The sequence below is a fragment of the Streptomyces sp. NPDC101132 genome, from assembly GCF_044759225.1.
In the GTDB taxonomy this organism is placed as follows: Bacteria; Actinomycetota; Actinomycetes; order Streptomycetales; family Streptomycetaceae; genus Streptomyces.
In genome coordinates this window covers 130,692-147,073 of record NZ_JBIVYX010000009.1, presented here as the reverse complement: position 1 = coordinate 147,073, position 16,382 = coordinate 130,692, and the positions used below count along the sequence as shown (strand labels likewise).

Annotated in this window: 10 protein-coding genes; 5 read left to right on the top strand and 5 right to left on the bottom strand. The window is 72.8% G+C overall.

Translation table 11 applies throughout. The annotated features are described in order from the left end of the window. Positions 1-147 precede the first annotated feature (147 nt). The 3 genes from ACIQUR_RS21915 (at position 148) to ACIQUR_RS21905 (ending at position 7,719) form a co-directional block, all read left to right on the top strand. Positions 148-6,954, top strand: coding sequence for a ricin-type beta-trefoil lectin domain protein (locus ACIQUR_RS21915; protein ID WP_403666629.1), 6,807 nt, complete (start codon positions 148-150; stop codon positions 6,952-6,954). 143 nt (positions 6,955-7,097) lie between these two features. Beyond that, the gene (locus tag ACIQUR_RS21910; RefSeq protein ID WP_403666626.1) at positions 7,098-7,331 is read left to right on the top strand and encodes a hypothetical protein; all 234 of its coding nucleotides are present in this window, start codon (positions 7,098-7,100) and stop codon (positions 7,329-7,331) included. A gap of 1 nt (position 7,332) precedes the next feature. Beyond that, on the top strand, positions 7,333-7,719 hold the full coding sequence (locus tag ACIQUR_RS21905) for a hypothetical protein (protein ID WP_403666623.1): 387 nt from the start codon (positions 7,333-7,335) through the stop codon (positions 7,717-7,719). A 102-nt stretch (positions 7,720-7,821) separates the two neighbouring features. On the opposite strand, the gene ACIQUR_RS21900 is transcribed toward ACIQUR_RS21905, so the two are convergent. Genes ACIQUR_RS21900 through ACIQUR_RS21880 form a run of 5 tightly spaced genes read right to left on the bottom strand, consistent with a single transcriptional unit; the run spans position 7,822 to position 12,996 of the window. Further along, a complete protein-coding gene (locus ACIQUR_RS21900) occupies positions 7,822-8,556 on the bottom strand; it encodes an ABC transporter ATP-binding protein (protein WP_403666621.1) in 735 nt (244 codons plus the stop codon). After that, on the bottom strand, positions 8,549-9,592 hold the full coding sequence (locus tag ACIQUR_RS21895) for an ABC transporter ATP-binding protein (protein WP_403666618.1): 1,044 nt from the start codon (positions 9,590-9,592) through the stop codon (positions 8,549-8,551). Before ACIQUR_RS21895 ends, ACIQUR_RS21900 begins: the two co-directional genes overlap by 8 nt. Next, positions 9,589-10,413 carry an ABC transporter permease gene (locus ACIQUR_RS21890; protein ID WP_403666615.1) on the bottom strand — a complete coding sequence of 275 codons (825 nt, stop codon included), beginning with the start codon at positions 10,411-10,413 and terminating at the stop codon, positions 9,589-9,591. Before ACIQUR_RS21890 ends, ACIQUR_RS21895 begins: the two co-directional genes overlap by 4 nt. Then, positions 10,406-11,371: an ABC transporter permease gene (locus ACIQUR_RS21885; RefSeq protein ID WP_403666611.1), complete on the bottom strand. Its 966-nt coding sequence runs from the start codon at positions 11,369-11,371 to the stop codon at positions 10,406-10,408. Before ACIQUR_RS21885 ends, ACIQUR_RS21890 begins: the two co-directional genes overlap by 8 nt. Positions 11,372-11,394: 23 nt before the next feature. Next, positions 11,395-12,996, bottom strand: a complete 1,602-nt coding sequence (locus ACIQUR_RS21880) for an ABC transporter substrate-binding protein (protein ID WP_403666608.1) — start codon at positions 12,994-12,996, stop codon at positions 11,395-11,397. A gap of 158 nt (positions 12,997-13,154) precedes the next feature. Here ACIQUR_RS21880 and ACIQUR_RS21875 point away from each other — a divergent pair, with 158 nt between their 5' ends. After that, the gene (locus ACIQUR_RS21875; protein WP_403666605.1) at positions 13,155-14,111 is read left to right on the top strand and encodes a fibronectin type III domain-containing protein; all 957 of its coding nucleotides are present in this window, start codon (positions 13,155-13,157) and stop codon (positions 14,109-14,111) included. Positions 14,112-14,270: 159 nt separating this feature from the next. Beyond that, positions 14,271-16,295 (top strand): ATP-binding protein, encoded by a 2,025-nt coding sequence (locus ACIQUR_RS21870; RefSeq protein WP_403666602.1) that lies wholly within the window; start codon positions 14,271-14,273, stop codon positions 16,293-16,295. The last annotated feature ends 87 nt before the right edge of the window (positions 16,296-16,382 follow it).

Here is a 16,382-nt window from a genome sequence, read left to right as displayed (position 1 = left end):
CCTGCCATCTCTGTGCCTTGGGCCGGTGGCAGTGGCTTGGGGGGTCACATGTCGCCGTTCTCGGCGCGTAATTTCCGCCTGCCCGGAAACAGGAAAGCCAGACAATCGCGCAGCCGGATGGTCAGGCGTACCGGCGTCACGGTTACCGTGGCGCTTGTCGTCTCCTTGCTGCCGATCGAGGCGTGGGCAGCGTCACCGGGCGACCGCAGCGGGCTGCAGTTGCCCGGCCTTCAGGAAGACCTGAGGGCGAAGTTGGACCAGGTCGCCGCAGCGAAGCTGGAGGGTTGGGCCGGCGTACCTGCCCAGCCGCCGGTCGAGTACGAGCCGTCCAAGGTCACGCCGCCGTCGGGCGGGTCGGCCGAGGTCGCACTGACCACGGCCACCGGCGACCAACTCGTGCCCGTGGGCTCTCTGCCCGTGGCCATCGGCAAGGCCACGCCGACCGAGGAGAACCCGGCACCGCCCGCCCCGACCGGCACCTGGTCCGTGGCGGTCGAAGCGCGCACCGCCACCGAGGCGGCCGGTGTGGACGGCGCGCTCATCACGGTCACCGCGCCGGCCGAGAGCGCCGCGCCCGTGGACGTCCAGCTCGACTACCAGAAGTTCGAGGACCTCTACGGCACCGAGTGGTCCTCCCGCCTGGAGCTCAAGCAGCTCCCGGAGTGCTTCCTGACCACGCCGGAACTTCCCGAGTGCTCCGTCGCCCAGGAAGTACCCAGCACCAACGACCCGGCCACCGGCACCGTCCGTGCGACCGTGGACCCGCAGGCCACCCCGGCCGCCGGCATGACCACCATGGCGGGCGGCGGCGGCACGACCGTACTGGCCGCGACCGACTCCGCCTCCGGCGCCGGCGGCACCTACAAGGCCACCCCGCTCTCCCCCTCCGGCAGCTGGTCGGCGGGCGGCAGCAGCGGTGCCATGAGCTGGTCCTACCCGCTGACCCTGCCGGCTCCGCCGGCCGGGCCCGCGCCGAAGGTCACCTTCACGTACTCCTCGCAGGCCGTGGACGGCAAGACCTCCGTCGCCAACAGCCAGGCCTCCTGGATCGGTGACGGCTGGGACTACGAGCCCGGCTACATCGAGCGCCGCTACCGCTCCTGCGACGAGGACCGCAAGACCACCCCGAACGCGCCCAACAACAACGGCACCGCCGACAAGAAGAAGAGCGACCTCTGCTGGGCGGGCGACAACGTCGTGATGTCCTTCGGCGGCGCCACCACCGACCTGGTCAAGGACGCCACCACCGGCGCCTGGGTCCCCGCCAACGACGACGGCTCCAAGGTCGAGCGCAAGACCGACACCACCGTCGCCAACGGCGCCAAGGACGGCGAGTACTGGGTCCTCACCACCCGCGACGGAACCCGCTACCACTTCGGCCGCCACGACGTGGACGGCGCGGGCACCCGCACCGTGACCGACTCGGTGTTCACCGTGCCGGTCTTCGGCAACCACCCGGGCGAGCCCTGCTACCAGAGCGCGTACGCCTCCTCCTCCTGCCGCCAGGGCTGGCGCTGGAACCTCGACTACGTCGAGGACGTCCACGGCAACGCCATGGTCGTGGACTGGAAGCGCGAAGAGAACCGCTACGCCAAGAACGAGAAGTTCAAGGAGAAGGACCGCGCCCAGGTCGGCTACGTCCGTGGCGGCTACCCGGCCCAGATCTCCTACGGCCTGCGTGCCGGGAACCTCTCCGCTGCCCCGTCCGCGAAAGTCGAGTTCTCCGTCGCCGAACGCTGCATCGAAGAGGGCGGCGTCAAGTGCGGTGACACCCAGTTCGAGTCCAAGAACTACGGCGACAAGCAAGCCTGGTGGGACACCCCGACCACGCTGCACTGCAAGTGGGACGCAGAGAACTGCTACAACTCCTCGCCGACCTTCTGGACCCGCAAGCGTCTGACGGCCGTCACCACCTGGGCCCAGCGCACCCCCGGCAGCACCGAGCTGTCAAAGGTGGACAGCTGGGGCCTGACCCAGTCCTTCCCCAAGCAGCGCACCGACACCCACCCACCGCTGTGGCTGGAGTCCGTCCGCCGCACCGGCTACACCACCAAGGACGCGAGCGGCAACCAGACCGGCGTGCCGCTGCCTCCGGTCACCTTCCTGGCCAACCAGAAGGACATGCCCAACCGCGTCGCCAAGAGCAGCACCGACGCCACCCCCGACTTCGACCGGCTGCGAGTGGAGACCATCCGCAACGAAACCGGCGGCGAGGTCTTCGTCGACTACTCCGACCCCTGCCCGGTGGGCACCACCCACCCCAAGCCGGAAGAGAACACCACCCGCTGCTTCCCCGTGCACTGGTCACCCGACAGCGCCTTGGAGAAGCCCCCGCTTGAGTGGTTCAACAAGTACGTGGTCGACGCCGTCGTCGAGAAGGACCGAGTCGCCCGGCAGCCCGACGTCGTCACCTCCTACACCTACGAGGGCCCTGCTGCCTGGGCCAAGGACAGCGACGAGTTCTCCAAGCCCGAACTGCGCACCTACGGCCAGTGGCGGGGCTACGCGTCCGTCGTCGTCCGCAAGGGCGCCACGGCCGACACCGGTCGCGCCGACGCCACCGTGCAGTCCCAGACACGCACCCGCTACTTCCGCGGTATGTCCGGGGACGCGGGCCGCGCGCAGATCATGGTGAAGGACTCCACCGGCACCGAGACCCTCGGCGAAGACCTGGCCCAGTACGCGGGCCTCACCGCCGAGACCATCACGTACACCAAGGCCGGCGGGGAGATCGACAGCCGGGTCCTGAGCTGGCCTCGCAGCCGCAAGACGGCCTCGCGCCCGCGCGACGGCACCACCGCCCTGGAGGCGTACCGAAACGACACCGCCCGCACCGACAAGATCGAGGCGATCAGCGGCGGCCGCAGCCGGATCGTCCGCACCGAGGACACCTTCGACGGCACCTACGACCTCGCCGTCACCTCGCAGACGGGGGTCCACACCTCGGACGGCTCCGGTGGCTGGACCGTGACGGACCAGCGGTGTGACACCACAACGTACGTCCACAACACCGCGAAGCACATCATCGGCCTGCCCCAGCGGGAGCGGACCACCACCGGCACCTGCGCGCAGGCGGCCACCGGCACCGTCGTCACGGACACCCGGACCTCCTACGACGCGCCGAACGCCTTCGGCACCGCCCCCGTGGCGGGTCTGGCGGCCCAGGTGGACGGCACCGACGCGGCCGGCACCGGTTGGATCACCCAGTCGAAGATCGAGTACGACTCCCTCGGCCGCAAGACCAAGGTCACCGACGCCGCGGGCAACGCCACCGGCTACGCCTACAGCCCGGCCACCGGCCCGGCCTTCAGCACCACCACCACCAACGCCCTCGGCCACACTTCCACCACCAAGGTGGACCCGGGCCGCGGCAGCGCCGTCGAGGTCATCGACGCCAACGCCCGGAAGTCCACCAGTCGTTACGACGCCTTCGGCCGCGTGACCGACGTGTGGACCTCCTCGCAGAACCCGGCGTCCGACAAGCCGATGCACACCTTCCAGTACCAGATCGCCGAGCACCAGACGCCGACCGTCGTCACCGGTGAGCTGCGCGACAACGGCACGTACGAGACGTCCGTCACGATTTACGACGGACTGCTGCGCCCGCGCCAGGTCCAGAAGGAGGCCGCCGGCGGCGGCCGGATCGTCACCGACACCTTCTACAACCAGAACGGCACGATCCGACAGACCAACAACGACTACTACGCCGAGGGCGAGCCGGGCACGAAGATCTTCGTCCCGGAGACCGTCTTCCACGTGCCCAACTCCGCCAAGACCTCCTACGACGGCCTCGACCGTCCGCTGCAGGTGACCACGCTGTTCGCGGACGAGCCGAAGCACTCCACCGTCCAGGTCTACGACGGCGAGTCCACCCTCACCCGCACCGGCATGTCCGCCGACGGCACCACCCCGCTCAAGGGCAGCCGGGCCACCAAGAAGTGGACCGACGCCCTCGACCGGACCACGCTGATCCGCAACTACACCGCCACCGACCTCACCACCTGGGGCGACAACACCTACACCTACGACCCGCGCGGCAACCTGGCCAGGGTCACCGACCCCGCGGGCAACGTCTGGACCAACACCTACGACTCCCGCGGCCGGCCCACCGCCTCCACCGACCCCGATACCGGGTCCGCCGCCTTCGGCTACGACGACCTCGACCGTCGGGTCTGGGTCCAGGACTCCGCCGGACGCAAGACCTTCACGACCTACGACAAGCTCGGGCGCAAGACCTCCGAGGTCGAGGACGAGCCGAACGGCACCCTGTCGGCCAGCTGGACCTACGACACGCTGCCCGGGGCCAAGGGCCACCCCGTCGCCGCCACCCGCCACACCGGCGGCACGGCCGTGACCACTGAGGTCACCGGCTACGACGCCGAGTACCGCCCCACCGGCCGGAAGATCACCGTCCCCGACACCGCGGCCACCAAGGGCCTGGCGGGCACATACACCTACGGCACCAGCTACACCCGCACGGGCAACGTCCAGTCCTCCACGGTCCCCGCGACGCCCGGCGGCCTGGCTGCCGAGCGCCTGGTCAACCGCTTCGACGCCGACGACCGCCAGATCACCATGTCCGGTCTGGCCTGGTACACCGCGGGTACGGTCTACAACCCGTTCGGCGAGGTCCTGCGCACTGCGTCCGGCAGCGCCCCGAACCGGGTGTGGACCACCAACCTGTACGACCCGAACACCGGCCGTGTAACGGACACCTTCTCCGACCGTGAGACCGCCCCGAACCGCATCGCGCAGCTCTCCTACGGCTACGACACGGTCGGCAACGTCACCTCCATCACCGAGAACCGCCCGGGCGGCTGGACCGATCGCCAGTGCTTCCAGTTCGACGCGATGGGCCAGCTGACAGAGGCGTGGACCGGCAAGACCGACCAGTGCGCCGGTCCGACGCTCAACGACGTCACCGCCGGACCCGACGGTGACGGCTACTGGCAGTCCTACCGCTTCGACAAGATCGGCAACCGGACGAAGCTGGTCCAGCACGACCTGACGAACTCCGCACTGGACGACGAGACGACCTACTCCTACGGGATCCCGATCCCGGGTGGGCCCCAGCCGCCGATCAAGACGCAGCCGCACGCGCTGGCCACGGCCGAGACCACGGTCCGCACCGCGAATTCGACCACGACCACGCAGTCCTCCTACACCTACGACAGCCTCGGCAACACCACCAAGCGCACCATCGGCAACGACACCCAGACCCTGACCTGGGACCGACACAACAAGCTGAGCTCGGCCACCTCCGCGGGCGTCGGCTCCGTCGCCATCACCGGCCTGGCCGGGAAGTGTCTCGACGTCGAGTCGGGCCGCAGCGCCGACGGCACCGCCGTCCAGCTGTGGGGCTGCAACGAGTCCAAGGCCCAGCAGTGGCGCCTGACCGGCGGCACCGTCCGAGCCCTGGGCAAGTGCCTCTCCAACGAGTCCGGCGCCCTGCGCATAGCCACCTGTGACGGCAACCCCAAGCAGAAGTTCGAGTACCGCGCCGCGGACAAGACCCTGCGCCACACCGCCACCGACAGCTGCGTGGACGTGCCCGGCGGCAACAGCGCCGACGGCACCGACCTGATCCTCTACGCCTGTGCCGGCGGCCCGAACCAGCAGTGGGGCTACACCGACGGCTCCTCGTACCTGTACGACGCCGAGGGCAACCGGCTGATCTCGGAGAACGGCTCCAGCCGCACCCTGCACCTGGGTGAGGCGGAAGTCACGGTGGACAAGGCCGGACAGGCTCTGAGCGCCGTGCGCTACTACGCGAGCCCGGGCGCCCCGGTGACCGTGCGGTTCGTCCGCGGCTCCTCGAACACCCTGAGCGTGCTGCTGTCGGATCACCACAACACGGCCACCACCATGGTCGCCGCGGCGACGGGCCAGGCCCTGACCCGTCGCAAGTTCGACCCGTACGGCAACCAGCGCGGCGCCTTCGGCGACAACTGGCGCGGGAACCGGACCTTCCTGGGCACCGGTACCGAGGACTCTGCCACGGGCCTGACGCACATCGGGGCCCGCGAGTACGAGCCCGCAACCGGCCGGTTCATCACCGTGGACCCGCTCATCGACGACAGCGACCCGCTGCAGATGAACGGTTACACCTACGCCAACGCCAACCCCGTCGCCAACTGGGATCCGGATGGCATGGCCCTGGCCGAGTGCGCGAGCGGCATGTACAAGTGCCGCAACGGCACCCAGCCGTACGACTACGGCAACCGCTACGAGACCGAGGTCCGGGCGGCGGGCGGCACCGTCTCCCAGGACTACCTGAACCGCAAGGCCGCCGAGAACCGGGCCTGCCGCCACGACCCCGACTGCCGTTCCGGCCGGACCTACTCCTCCGGTTCCTCCTACACCCCGCCCGCGAAGAAGCCCGAAAAGAAGAAGGGCTTCTGGCAGAGCGTGGCCTCCGGTGACGTCCGAGGCGCCGTTCAGGCGAAGTGGGACGGTGCCAAGGACGAGTGGAAGAAGATGCAGACCTGGGAGTACTGGCGCCACAAGGGCGTGGACAAGGTGATCACCGCCTTGGCCGTGGCCGGAACGGCCTTGTGCATCGCCTCGGCGGTCTGCGGAATGGGCCTGTTCGTGGTGGGTGCCTCGGCCCTGTTCGTCGCGGGTCTCGGCGCGCACATCGCAGTGGCCTCCGAGGAAGAGCGCAAGAAGGGCGGCGCCCAGTTCCTCCAGCGGACGGCGATGTCCGAGGTCAAGGGCATCGCCCTCGGCGCCACCTGGGGCCGCGGGATCGGCGGTGCCCTGTGGAAGGGCGGCGGCAGCAAGGTCGGCTTGGTGGAGAAGCTCGGTTGGCACCCGCGAACCACCGGCTACTTCGCCGGCGGCAACCCGATCGCCCACTCTGCCGGCAGGGGCGCGTCCCTGATCAGGGACACGAAGAGGATCTTCACCGAGCGCTGGCCCCGCGCCATGAGCATCGGACGGCGCCTCTTCTAGCCTCATCGCCGCCCGTATCATCTGACCGGCGGGGTCTTACAGGCCCCGCCGGCACAGGAGGAACCATGGACCGCAGCGCCTGTGGAACGCGCGCACACATCCATCTCGACAAGCCTCTCGAGGGGGAGCCTGAGGGCGTCCGCGTGACGGTCCCGGCCGTTCTGGGGGCCGAGTGGCTCTTCCTGGTGTTCTGGTTGGCCCTGGCCCTCGGGGTGTTCGCCCTCGGCGGCGGGCCGGTCGGCGGCGGGATCGTGGTGGGGCTGTTCGTCCTCCTGTGGGGCGGGGTGACCGCCCGGCTCGTCCATCGGGGGCACACGCCCCGGTGCGCGGCCATCAGCTCCCTCGCCTCCATCACACGCCTCACCGAAGGGTTCTGATATGTCCGGCTTCTGGGAGCTGGTGTTCCTTGCTGCCGTCGCGGTATGTGTGGGAACGACCGCCCGGCTGGTCTCCGCGCGCCGCGCCGAGCGGCGGGCCGGAGCGGGGGACCGCGCGGCAGTCCCCTGCCGGATCGCCTGGTACCGGCAGGACCGCAAGGGACTGTCCCGGTACGGGAAGGTGACCGTCACCCCCGAGGGGCTCCGGTTCAAGAACCCGCTGCGTGGGCCGCGGACCATCGCCCCCGGCGGGGCGGCCTCGCAGCGCAGTAGCATGCGGCCCGGCTTCGCGCTCCTGGACTACCGCACCCCTCAGGGGGAACGGATGGAGATCCTGGTCGGCGAGGGCGACCTGGCCCTGCTGCGCCGATGGCTGCGTGCCGCCTGACTCTCTCCCTGAACCCAGGCGACTGTTCCTGAGTCGGCTCAGGCAGAGTTCACGAGATCCCGCCCGATCTGATTGACCGGGCGGGATCTCGGCGTTCCGGATCTATTCGAGGTGCCGTTCCCGCCGACGTGTGCCCTCGGCGTCCGTGTCCTCCCAGGCGGCCGCCGCGGCGGGTGCCGCCGCCCCGGTGAGGCCGGACCAGTCGGCCGTCCGGTCGCACCAGCGCTCCAGCAGCACCCCGTCGTGCCCGACGGCGAGCAGTCCGGCACCGGTCTCGGCCCGGTACTCCTCGACGACGCCGACCAGCGCGGCCGTGGTGGACGCGTCGAGCATGGCGGTCATCTCGTCGCAGACCAGCCAGCGCGGTCGGAGCACCAGGGCCCGGGCGAGGCAGGCCCGTTGCAGCTGGCCGTCGCTGACCTCGTGCGGCCGGCGGGCCAGCAGGTCGGCGCCCAGGCCGACCCGGTGGCTCAACCGGTCCACGGCGTGGGCCACTTCGGAGCGCCGGCCGGTGGCGCGCAGCGGTTCGGCGATCAGGTCGCGCAGCCGGAGGCGGGGGTCGGCGGCGAGCCGGGGCTGCTGGAAGACCACGCCGACGGCGGTGCGCTGCTCGCGCGGCGCCCGGTGCCGCCAGGCGGTGACGGGCGTGCCGTCCAGCACGAGGGTGCCGCGGTCGGGCCGGTGCAGCAGGGCGGCGACGCGGGCGAGGGTGGACTTGCCGCAGCCACTGGGTCCGCGCAGCCCCAGGGACTCGCCGGGGGCGAGCGTGAGGCTGACGTCCCGCACCACGGGGGCGTGGCGCACGTATCCGGCGGTGATGTTCCTCAGCTCAAGCACGGTCTGCCTCAGGCGCGGTGGTGGGCGGGGCGGGCTGGAGGGGGTGGTGGCAGGCCACGCCGTCGGTGAGGGCCGGGCGTTCGGCGCAGGCCGGCCCCGCGGCCGGGCAGCGGGCCGCGAAGGCGCAGCCGGGCGGCAGGGCGCCGAGCTCGGGCGGGGTGCCGGGGATGGGCGTGAAGGAACGCTCGGGGAGGGCCTCCAGCAGGCCCCGGGCGTACGGGTGGCGGGGACCGGGGTCGCCGAAGAAGGCTTCGGCGGGGGCGAGTTCGACGATCCGGCCCGCGTACATCACGGCGACGGTGTCGGCGATGCGCCGGGCGGCCGCCAGGTCGTGGGTGATCATGAGCAGGGCGCGGTCCGCCTGCCTGGTGTGGGCGCGCAGTTCGTCCACGGTGCGCTCGACCAGTTCGCGGTCGAGGCCGGTGGTGGGCTCGTCGGCCAGCAGCAGGGGCGCGTCGCCGACGAGGGCGAGGGCGGTGGCGGCGCGCTGGGCGAGGCCGCCGGAGAGTTCGTGGGGGTGCCGGTCGAGGTGGCTCGCGGGGAAGGCGGCGCGGGCCGCCGCGGTCTCGGTGGCCCCGGCCAGGGCGGCCCGGGGCGTGCGGGTGAGGGCGCGGACGGTCTCGCGGAGCTGGGAGCGGACGGTGCGTACGGGGGTGAGGTGGGCGGCCGGGCTCTGGGGTACGAGTCCGACGCGCCGGCCGCGTACCGTCCGGGCGAGGGTGCGCTCGTCCGCGTCGAGCAGGTCCAGGCCGTCGGCGAGGCGGGCGGACCCGGTCGCCAGGGCGTTGCCCGGGAGCAGCCCGAGGAGTGCGGAGGCGAGGACGGACTTGCCGCAGCCGCTCTCGCCGACCAGGGCCAGGCACTCGCCGGGGGCGAGGGTGAAGCGGGCGTCGGAGACGGCCGCGACCTCCGCGCCGCCGCGCATCCGGAAGCGGACCGAGAGGCCCTCGACGCGGAGGACGGGCGGCGGGGCGGCGGGGCGGAGCGGGGTGTCCGGGCGCCCGGTCGGGTCCGGGGGTGCGATGTGGTCGGTCACAGGGTGAGCTCCGAGCGGCGCCGCGGGTTCAGCCGGGTGCGCCAGGCCGCCGCCAGCGAGGCGATGGCCAGGGTCGGGACGATCAGGAACAGGCCCGGGAAGAGCGTGGGCCACCAGTCGCCGGCGAGCAGGGAACCGCGCGCGGTCTGCACGAGGTTGCCGAGGCTGGCCTGGTGCGCGGGCAGGCCCAGGCCGAGGAAGGAGAGGGCCGATTCGTGCCACATGGCGTGCGGCACCATCAGCACGGCGGCGAGCCCGGCCTGCGGCAGGACCCCGGGCACCAGGTGGCGCAGGGCCACGCGCAGCCGGGAGGCGCCGCCCGAGACGGCGGCGTCGACGAAGGGGCGGGACCGCAGCGAGAGCACCTCGGCGCGGACGATCCGGGCGGTCGAGAGCCAGTGGGTGAGCGCGACGGACACCACCACGGGCCAGACCCCGGGCCGGAAGAGGGCCACGACGAAGATGCCCAGCAGCAGGTGCGGGACGGACGCGAAGGTGTCCACCACCCGCATCACGACCCGGTCGAACCAGCCGCCCAGGGCGCCCGCCGCCGCGCCGACGGCGGTGCCGATCACCGTGGCGACCAGGGCCGCGACCACGCCGACCAGCAGCGAGACCCGCAGCCCGTAGACGCAGCGCAGCAGCAGGTCGCGGCCCAGTTCGTCGGTGCCGAACGGATGGGCCGGGGAGGGCGGCAGGAGCTTCGCGGCGAGGTCGACGGCCTGCTGGTCCAGCCGGGCCAGCGGGGGCACCAGCAGCACGGCGAGCACGGCCAGGACGACGATGCCGGCGGAGAGGCGGACGCGGCCGCGGCTACCCATCGAAGCCCACCCTCGGGTCGGCCAGCCCGTACAGCAGGTCGGAGAGCAGGTTGCCCAGCAGCACCGCGGCGGTGGCGAGCACGGTGAGCGCGGCCAGCAGCGGGAAGTCCACGGCGACGGCGGCCTGCACGGTGGCGGCGGCGATGCCGGGCCAGCTGAACACGGTCTCGACGAGCAGCGCGCCGGTGATCAGCTCCGGCACCCGGGAGCCGATCAGCGTGAGGACGGGCAGCATCCCGGAGCGCAGGGCGTGCCGGAGGAGGACGGTGCGCTCGGCGAGTCCGCGGGCCCGGGCGCCGCGTACGGGGTCCTCGGCGAGGGCGTCGGCGACGCCCTGGCGCACGTACAGGAAGAACCAGGGCAGCTGGGAGAGGCCGAGGACCAGCGCGGGCAGTACGAGGTGGGTCCCCACCTGGCCGGCGGTGACGGTGTCGCTGCCCGCGTCGGTGAGCCCGCCGGCCGGGAGCACGCCGAGCCGGACGGCGAAGAACCACACGGCGAGCAGGCCCAGCCAGAAGGCGGGGGCGGCTTCGAGGGTGTACGCGGCGGCCGAGACGGCCCGGTCGAGGAGGCGGCCGGGGCGGCGGGCGGCGAGCACGCCGAGGCCGGTGCCGAGGGTCACCGCGAACAGGAAGGCGGTGGCGGCGAGGAGGGCGGACCAGCCGAGGCGTTCGGTGATGACGTCGGCCACGGGCTGGCGCATCACGGCGGAGGCCCCGAGGTCGCCGGTGAGGGCGGAGGTGAGCCAGTCCCACCAGCGGGCGACGAGGGGCTGGTCGGCGCCGAGGTTGGCGCGCAGCTGGTCGAGGTTCTCCGTGGAGGCGGTGAGGCCGGCGGTGCCGGCGTACGCCTTGACGGGGTCGAAGGGGGAGGCCGCCGCGGCGGCGAAGACGCCGAAGGTGACGACGAGGAGGACGGGGGCGGCGGACAGTGCCCGCCGCCCCGTCATCCGTGCCATCGGCCCCCAGGGGAGGCGGAGGGTCACGGGGCGGGCTTCCAGCTCTCGATGTTCCACCAGGGACCGGAGGCCAGGCCGTGGTCGTGCGGTTCGACCTGGGTGGTCAGCTTCCCCCAGCGGTCGCCCATCACGTAGAGGTGGTCGATGTGGGTGAGGAAGGTGTAGCCCGGGTTCTTGACGAGTTCGCGCTGGACGGTGTCGTACGCGGCCTTGCGGGTGGCGTGGTCGCCGCTGCGGCGCCCCTGCTCCAGGGCCTTGTCGACGGCCGGGTTGGCGTACCAGGCCATGTTGTTGAAGCCCTGGCCCGCGGCGGCGGAGTCGAGCAGCAGGTACTGGTCGAAGTCGGGGTCGGCGGGCGAGCCGCCGCCGGCGAGGACGGCCTCCTGCTTCATCCGGGGCTCGATGGCCTCCCAGGTGCCTGCCTCGGTCTTGATCTCGATGCCGATCTTCTTGGCGTCGGAGGCGTAGGCGAGGGCGTGCTCCTGGCGGAGCTTGTCGCCGGAGAGGTACCAGAGGGGGAAGGAGGCACGGACGCCGTCCCTGGTGCGGATGCCGTCGGGGCCGGGCTTCCAGCCGGCGGCGTCGAGGATCCGCCGCGCCGTGGCCGGGTCGTGGGGGCGCTCGGTGCCGGCGGCGAACCAGGGGCTGTCGGTGGGGACCGGACCGTAGGCGGGCTTGCCGGCGCCTTCGAGGATCCGGTCGACCATCACCTTGCGGTCGACGGCGAGGTCGAGGGCCCGGCGCACCGCGGTGTCGCCGGTCACCGCGTGGTGCGAGGGCAGCGTGACGTTGCGGTAGTCGAAGGACTTGGCCGCGTACGTGGTCCGGCCCCGCTCGCCGGCGAAGCCCTTGGCGAGGTTGGGCGGCAGGATGGCGCCGTCGAGTTCGCCCGCGCGCAGCCGGGTGGCGCGCACGTCGTCGTCCTTGATGACGGCCATGGTGAACTTCTTGACGGCCGGTTCGCCGCCCCAGTAGCCGGGGTTGGCCTTGAAGCTCAGCTTCTCGCCCTTGGACCAGGCGGTGAGCACGTACGGTCCGGTGCCGACGGGCCGGGTGGTGAACGCGCCGGTGTTGACGTCCTGGCGGCCGGCGACGTGCTCGGGGGCGATGGGGAGCACGGTCCGCTCGGCGAACGGCGCGTAGGGGTACTTGAGGGTGAAGACGACGGTGTCGTCGCCCTTGGCCTCGACCCGGGCCAGGGCGTCGAGTTCGCTGCGCGAGGGGTTGTTGGTCTTGGGGTCGAGGATGGTCCGGTAGGTGAAGACCACGTCCTTGGCGGTGAAGGGCCGGCCGTCGCTGAACTTCACGCCCTGCCGCAGCCGGTAGGTGTACGTGAGGCCGTCCGGGGACACCTCGGGCAGGGCGGCCGCCAGGGCGGGCCGGAGCGCCATGCCGGCGTCGTGCGTGAGCAGTCCGTCGAAGATCTTCGAGTTGCCGTCCTTGCCGTAGCCGAGGAGCGGGCTGAGGGTCTCCGGTTCGTTGGCGATGCCGACGACGACGGAGTCGGCCGCCCGGTCCCCCGCCGCGGCTCCCCCTCCGCCGGGCGCGGAACACGCCGCCGCGCTCGCGATGAGTGCGGCGGCCAGCGTGGTGGTGGCCAGTCCCCGTGCCGTTCGGGCGGTCATCCGGTGCACATCCCTGCTCTACTGAAGATCAAAAGTTATTGCGACTTGATCGCAATAAGAGGTTATCAACCCGCATCCTTGAGCCGCGCCCGGCCCCTGTGTCATACATGTCTAGACCTTTACGTCCAGACTCTCGCCCGCCCGGGGAAGGAGGGGCCGTGCGACGAGCCGCCGCCCCGGCCGTGTTGCTCTGCTGCCTGCTGGCCGCCTGCGGGGGGCCGGACCGGGACACCGAGCCCCCGCCCGCGCCCGCCGGCCTGACCGCCGAGTCGGGCAGCGCCACCTCCGCCCACGTGATGTGGGAGGCAGCCGCACCGGCCGACGGCGTCACCCGCTACCAGCTGTTCCGCGACGGCGCCCTGCTCCGTGAACTCCCGGCCGGCAAAAGGATGGTGGACGTCGAAGGGCTGGCCCCCGGCACCACCTACGCCTTCGCCGTACGGGCCGCCGACGCGGCCGGCAACCTCTCCCCCCTCACCGCCTCCGCCCGGGTCACCACCGCCGCCGGCACGAAGGACACCCGGCCCCCGGCCGCCCCGGCCCGCCTCTCCGCCCGCCCCGAGGGCGCCCGCGCGGCCGTGCTGTCCTGGCCGCGGGCCACCGACGACACCGGCGTCACCGCGTACGACGTCTACCAGGGCGGCGTACGCATCCACACCGTCCCCGCCCGCGAGACCACCACCCGCCTCACCGGCCTGCGCCCCGCCACCGCCTACCGCTTCACGGTCCGCGCCCGCGACGCGGCCGACAACTCCTCCCCCGACAGCCCGGCCGCACCCCTGACCACCGCCGAGGCCCCCGACACCGGCGGCACCGCCCCGACGGAGTTCGCGGTCACCGCGGCACCGGGCACCGTGGAGCTGTCCTGGACCGCCCCCGAGACCGGCGAACCCGTCACCGCGTACCAGCTGTACGTCAACGGCCGGGCCACCACCGTCCTGCAGTTCGGCGCCGAGGCCGTGCCCGCCGGCCGGGTGGTGCACCGCCTGTCCGCCACCGAACCGGGCGGCACGGTGTGGACGCTCAAGCTCCGGGCCCGGCTGCCCGACGGCACCTGGGGTGGGTTCTCCGAGGAGCGGAACGTCACCCTGGTCCCGTCCACGGCAACCCCGTAGGCCAACCCCGTAAGCCAACCCCGTAGGCGAAACGCGTGAGCCAAACCCGTAGGCCAGGCGCCAATCAGGGTCCGATCCGCGCACCCGGTTGGTGACTATTCGATCAACAATGATCAATAGGGCTTGTCCGACCGGCCCTCTGGGACAGAATCTGACGCCGTGCTGGGGAACGTGCCGTCGGAGACGGCGAGCTTTGTGGGGCGTCGGGACGAACTCGAAAGGCTGGGGGGCCTGCTGCGGGACCGTCGGCTGATCACGCTGACGGGGGTCGGCGGCGTCGGGAAGTCACGGCTGGCGCTGCGTGCCGTGCGCGACGCCCGCGGCGCCTACCCGGACGGCGTCTGGTGGGTGGAGCTCTCCCCGCTGCGCGACCCCGGCCTGCTGTCGGCCACCGTCGCCCACGCCTTCGGACTCACCGAGCACTCCGGCCGCACCCCCGACGAGGACCTCTGCGCCTGGCTCGCCGACAAGCGGCTGCTGCTGGTGCTCGACACCTGCGAGCACGTCGTGGAGGCCTGCCGCCACCTCGTCGGCGAACTCCTCCAGGCCGCACCGGGGCTCACCGTGGTGGCCACCAGCCGCCAGCCGCTGGGGTGTTACGGCGAGACCGTGAACGAGGTGCGCCCGCTGCCGGTGGAGGGCGCGGACAGCGACGCCCTCACCCTCTTCCGGCACCGCGCCCTCGCCGCCACCCCGCAGGCCGGCCACGCCTTCGCCGACGCCGGCCGCACCGCCACCGCGGCCGAGGTCTGCCGCCGGCTCGACGGCATCCCGCTCGCCCTCGAACTCGCGGGCGCCCGGCTGCGGTTGTGGACCCTGGAGCAGATGGCGGAGCGCCTGGAGGCCCGCTTCGAGGTGCTCTCCGACACCGGCGCCGCGCACCTCCCCCGCCACCAGACCATGCGCACCGCCATCGGCTGGAGCCACGAGCTGTGCGAGCCGCTGGAGCGGCTGCTGTGGGCCCGGCTCTCGGTCTTCGCCGGTGACTTCGACCTGGCCGCCGCCCGCGCCGTCTGCTCCGGCGGCCCGCTCCCCGCCGCCCGGATCGAGGGCCTGCTCGCCGGGCTGGCCGGCAAGTCGGTGGTGCGCCGTACCGTCGAGGGCGCCCGCGAGCGGTACCGGATGCTCGACACCATCCGCGAGTACGGCCGCCAGTGGCTCGCCGAGCTCGGCGAGGAGCACACCGTCGCCGACCGCCACGCCCACTGGTACGCGGCCCTGTCCCGGCAGGCCGACGCGGGCTGGCTCGGTCCCGAGCAGCTGGACTGGTACCGGCGGATCAGCGCGGACCACATGGAGCTGCGCACCGCGCTGGAGCACCTGCTGGGCACGGACCCCGCCACCGCCCTGGAGATGGCCGGGCACCTGTGGTTCTTCTGGTTCTGCTGCGGACACCTGGGCGAGGGGCGCGCCTTCCTGGAGCGGGCGCTGGCCCTCGTCCCCGCGGAGGGGCGGGCGTACGTCCAGGGGCTGTGGGCGGTCGGGCTGACCGCACTCCTCCAGGGCGACCTGGTGAGCAGCCTGTCCTGGGGCGAGGACTGCCTGCGGGCGGCCGCCGTGCTGGGGGACGCCGAGGCGCGGCTGCGGGCCGCTTACCTGGTGGGGGTCTCGGTGCTGATGCCGGGGGATCCGGCGGGGGCGCTGGAGTTCACGAGTGGGCGGGCACGGGCGGCGCACGCGGGTCCCGCCGACGGGGCGGGGACGCTGCTGTGCCGGCTCGCCGCCTCGTACGCGCTGTGCGGCCTGGGCCGCTTCGAGGAGGCCACGGCGGAGGCCACCGGGCTGCGGGAGGCCTGCGAGCGGATGGGCGACCGCTGGCTGCGGGCGTTCGCGGACTACATCCTCGCGGTCGCCGCGCTCAGCCTGGACCGGCCGGGCGAGGCCGCACGGCACGTGCGGGCCGCGCTGTCCGGCAAGCGGCTGCTGCACGACAGCTTCGGCATCGCCATCGGCCTGGACCTGCTGGCGGCGGCCGTGGCGGCGGAGGGCGACGGGGAGCTGGCGGCGCGGCTGCTGGGCACCGGGCACGCGTGGTGGCGGGTGGTCGGCCGGCCGCAGATGGGCTCACCGTCCCTGCGGGCGGTGCGGGACGCGGGCGAGCGGCAGGCGCGCGAGGCGATCGGGGACGAGGCGTACGAACGGGCGTTCCGCGGCGGCGCGGAGACGCTGCCGCACACCGGCTGAGGCCGGGGCCCCGGCGGGCGGCCGGGGTCCTGGGGCGTTGCGTCCCCCGCCGGGCGGGCGGGGGACTCCGGGCTCCCGTCAGTACGG

Coding starts and splice junctions, on each gene's coding strand:
- ACIQUR_RS21905 (WP_403666623.1), top strand. CDS start 7,333: ATGTCCGGCTTCTGGGAGCTGGTGTTCCTTGCTGCCGTCGCGGTATGT.
- ACIQUR_RS21890 (WP_403666615.1), bottom strand. CDS start 10,413: ATGGGTAGCCGCGGCCGCGTCCGCCTCTCCGCCGGCATCGTCGTCCTG.
- ACIQUR_RS21885 (WP_403666611.1), bottom strand. CDS start 11,371: ATGGCACGGATGACGGGGCGGCGGGCACTGTCCGCCGCCCCCGTCCTC.
- ACIQUR_RS21880 (WP_403666608.1), bottom strand. CDS start 12,996: ATGACCGCCCGAACGGCACGGGGACTGGCCACCACCACGCTGGCCGCC.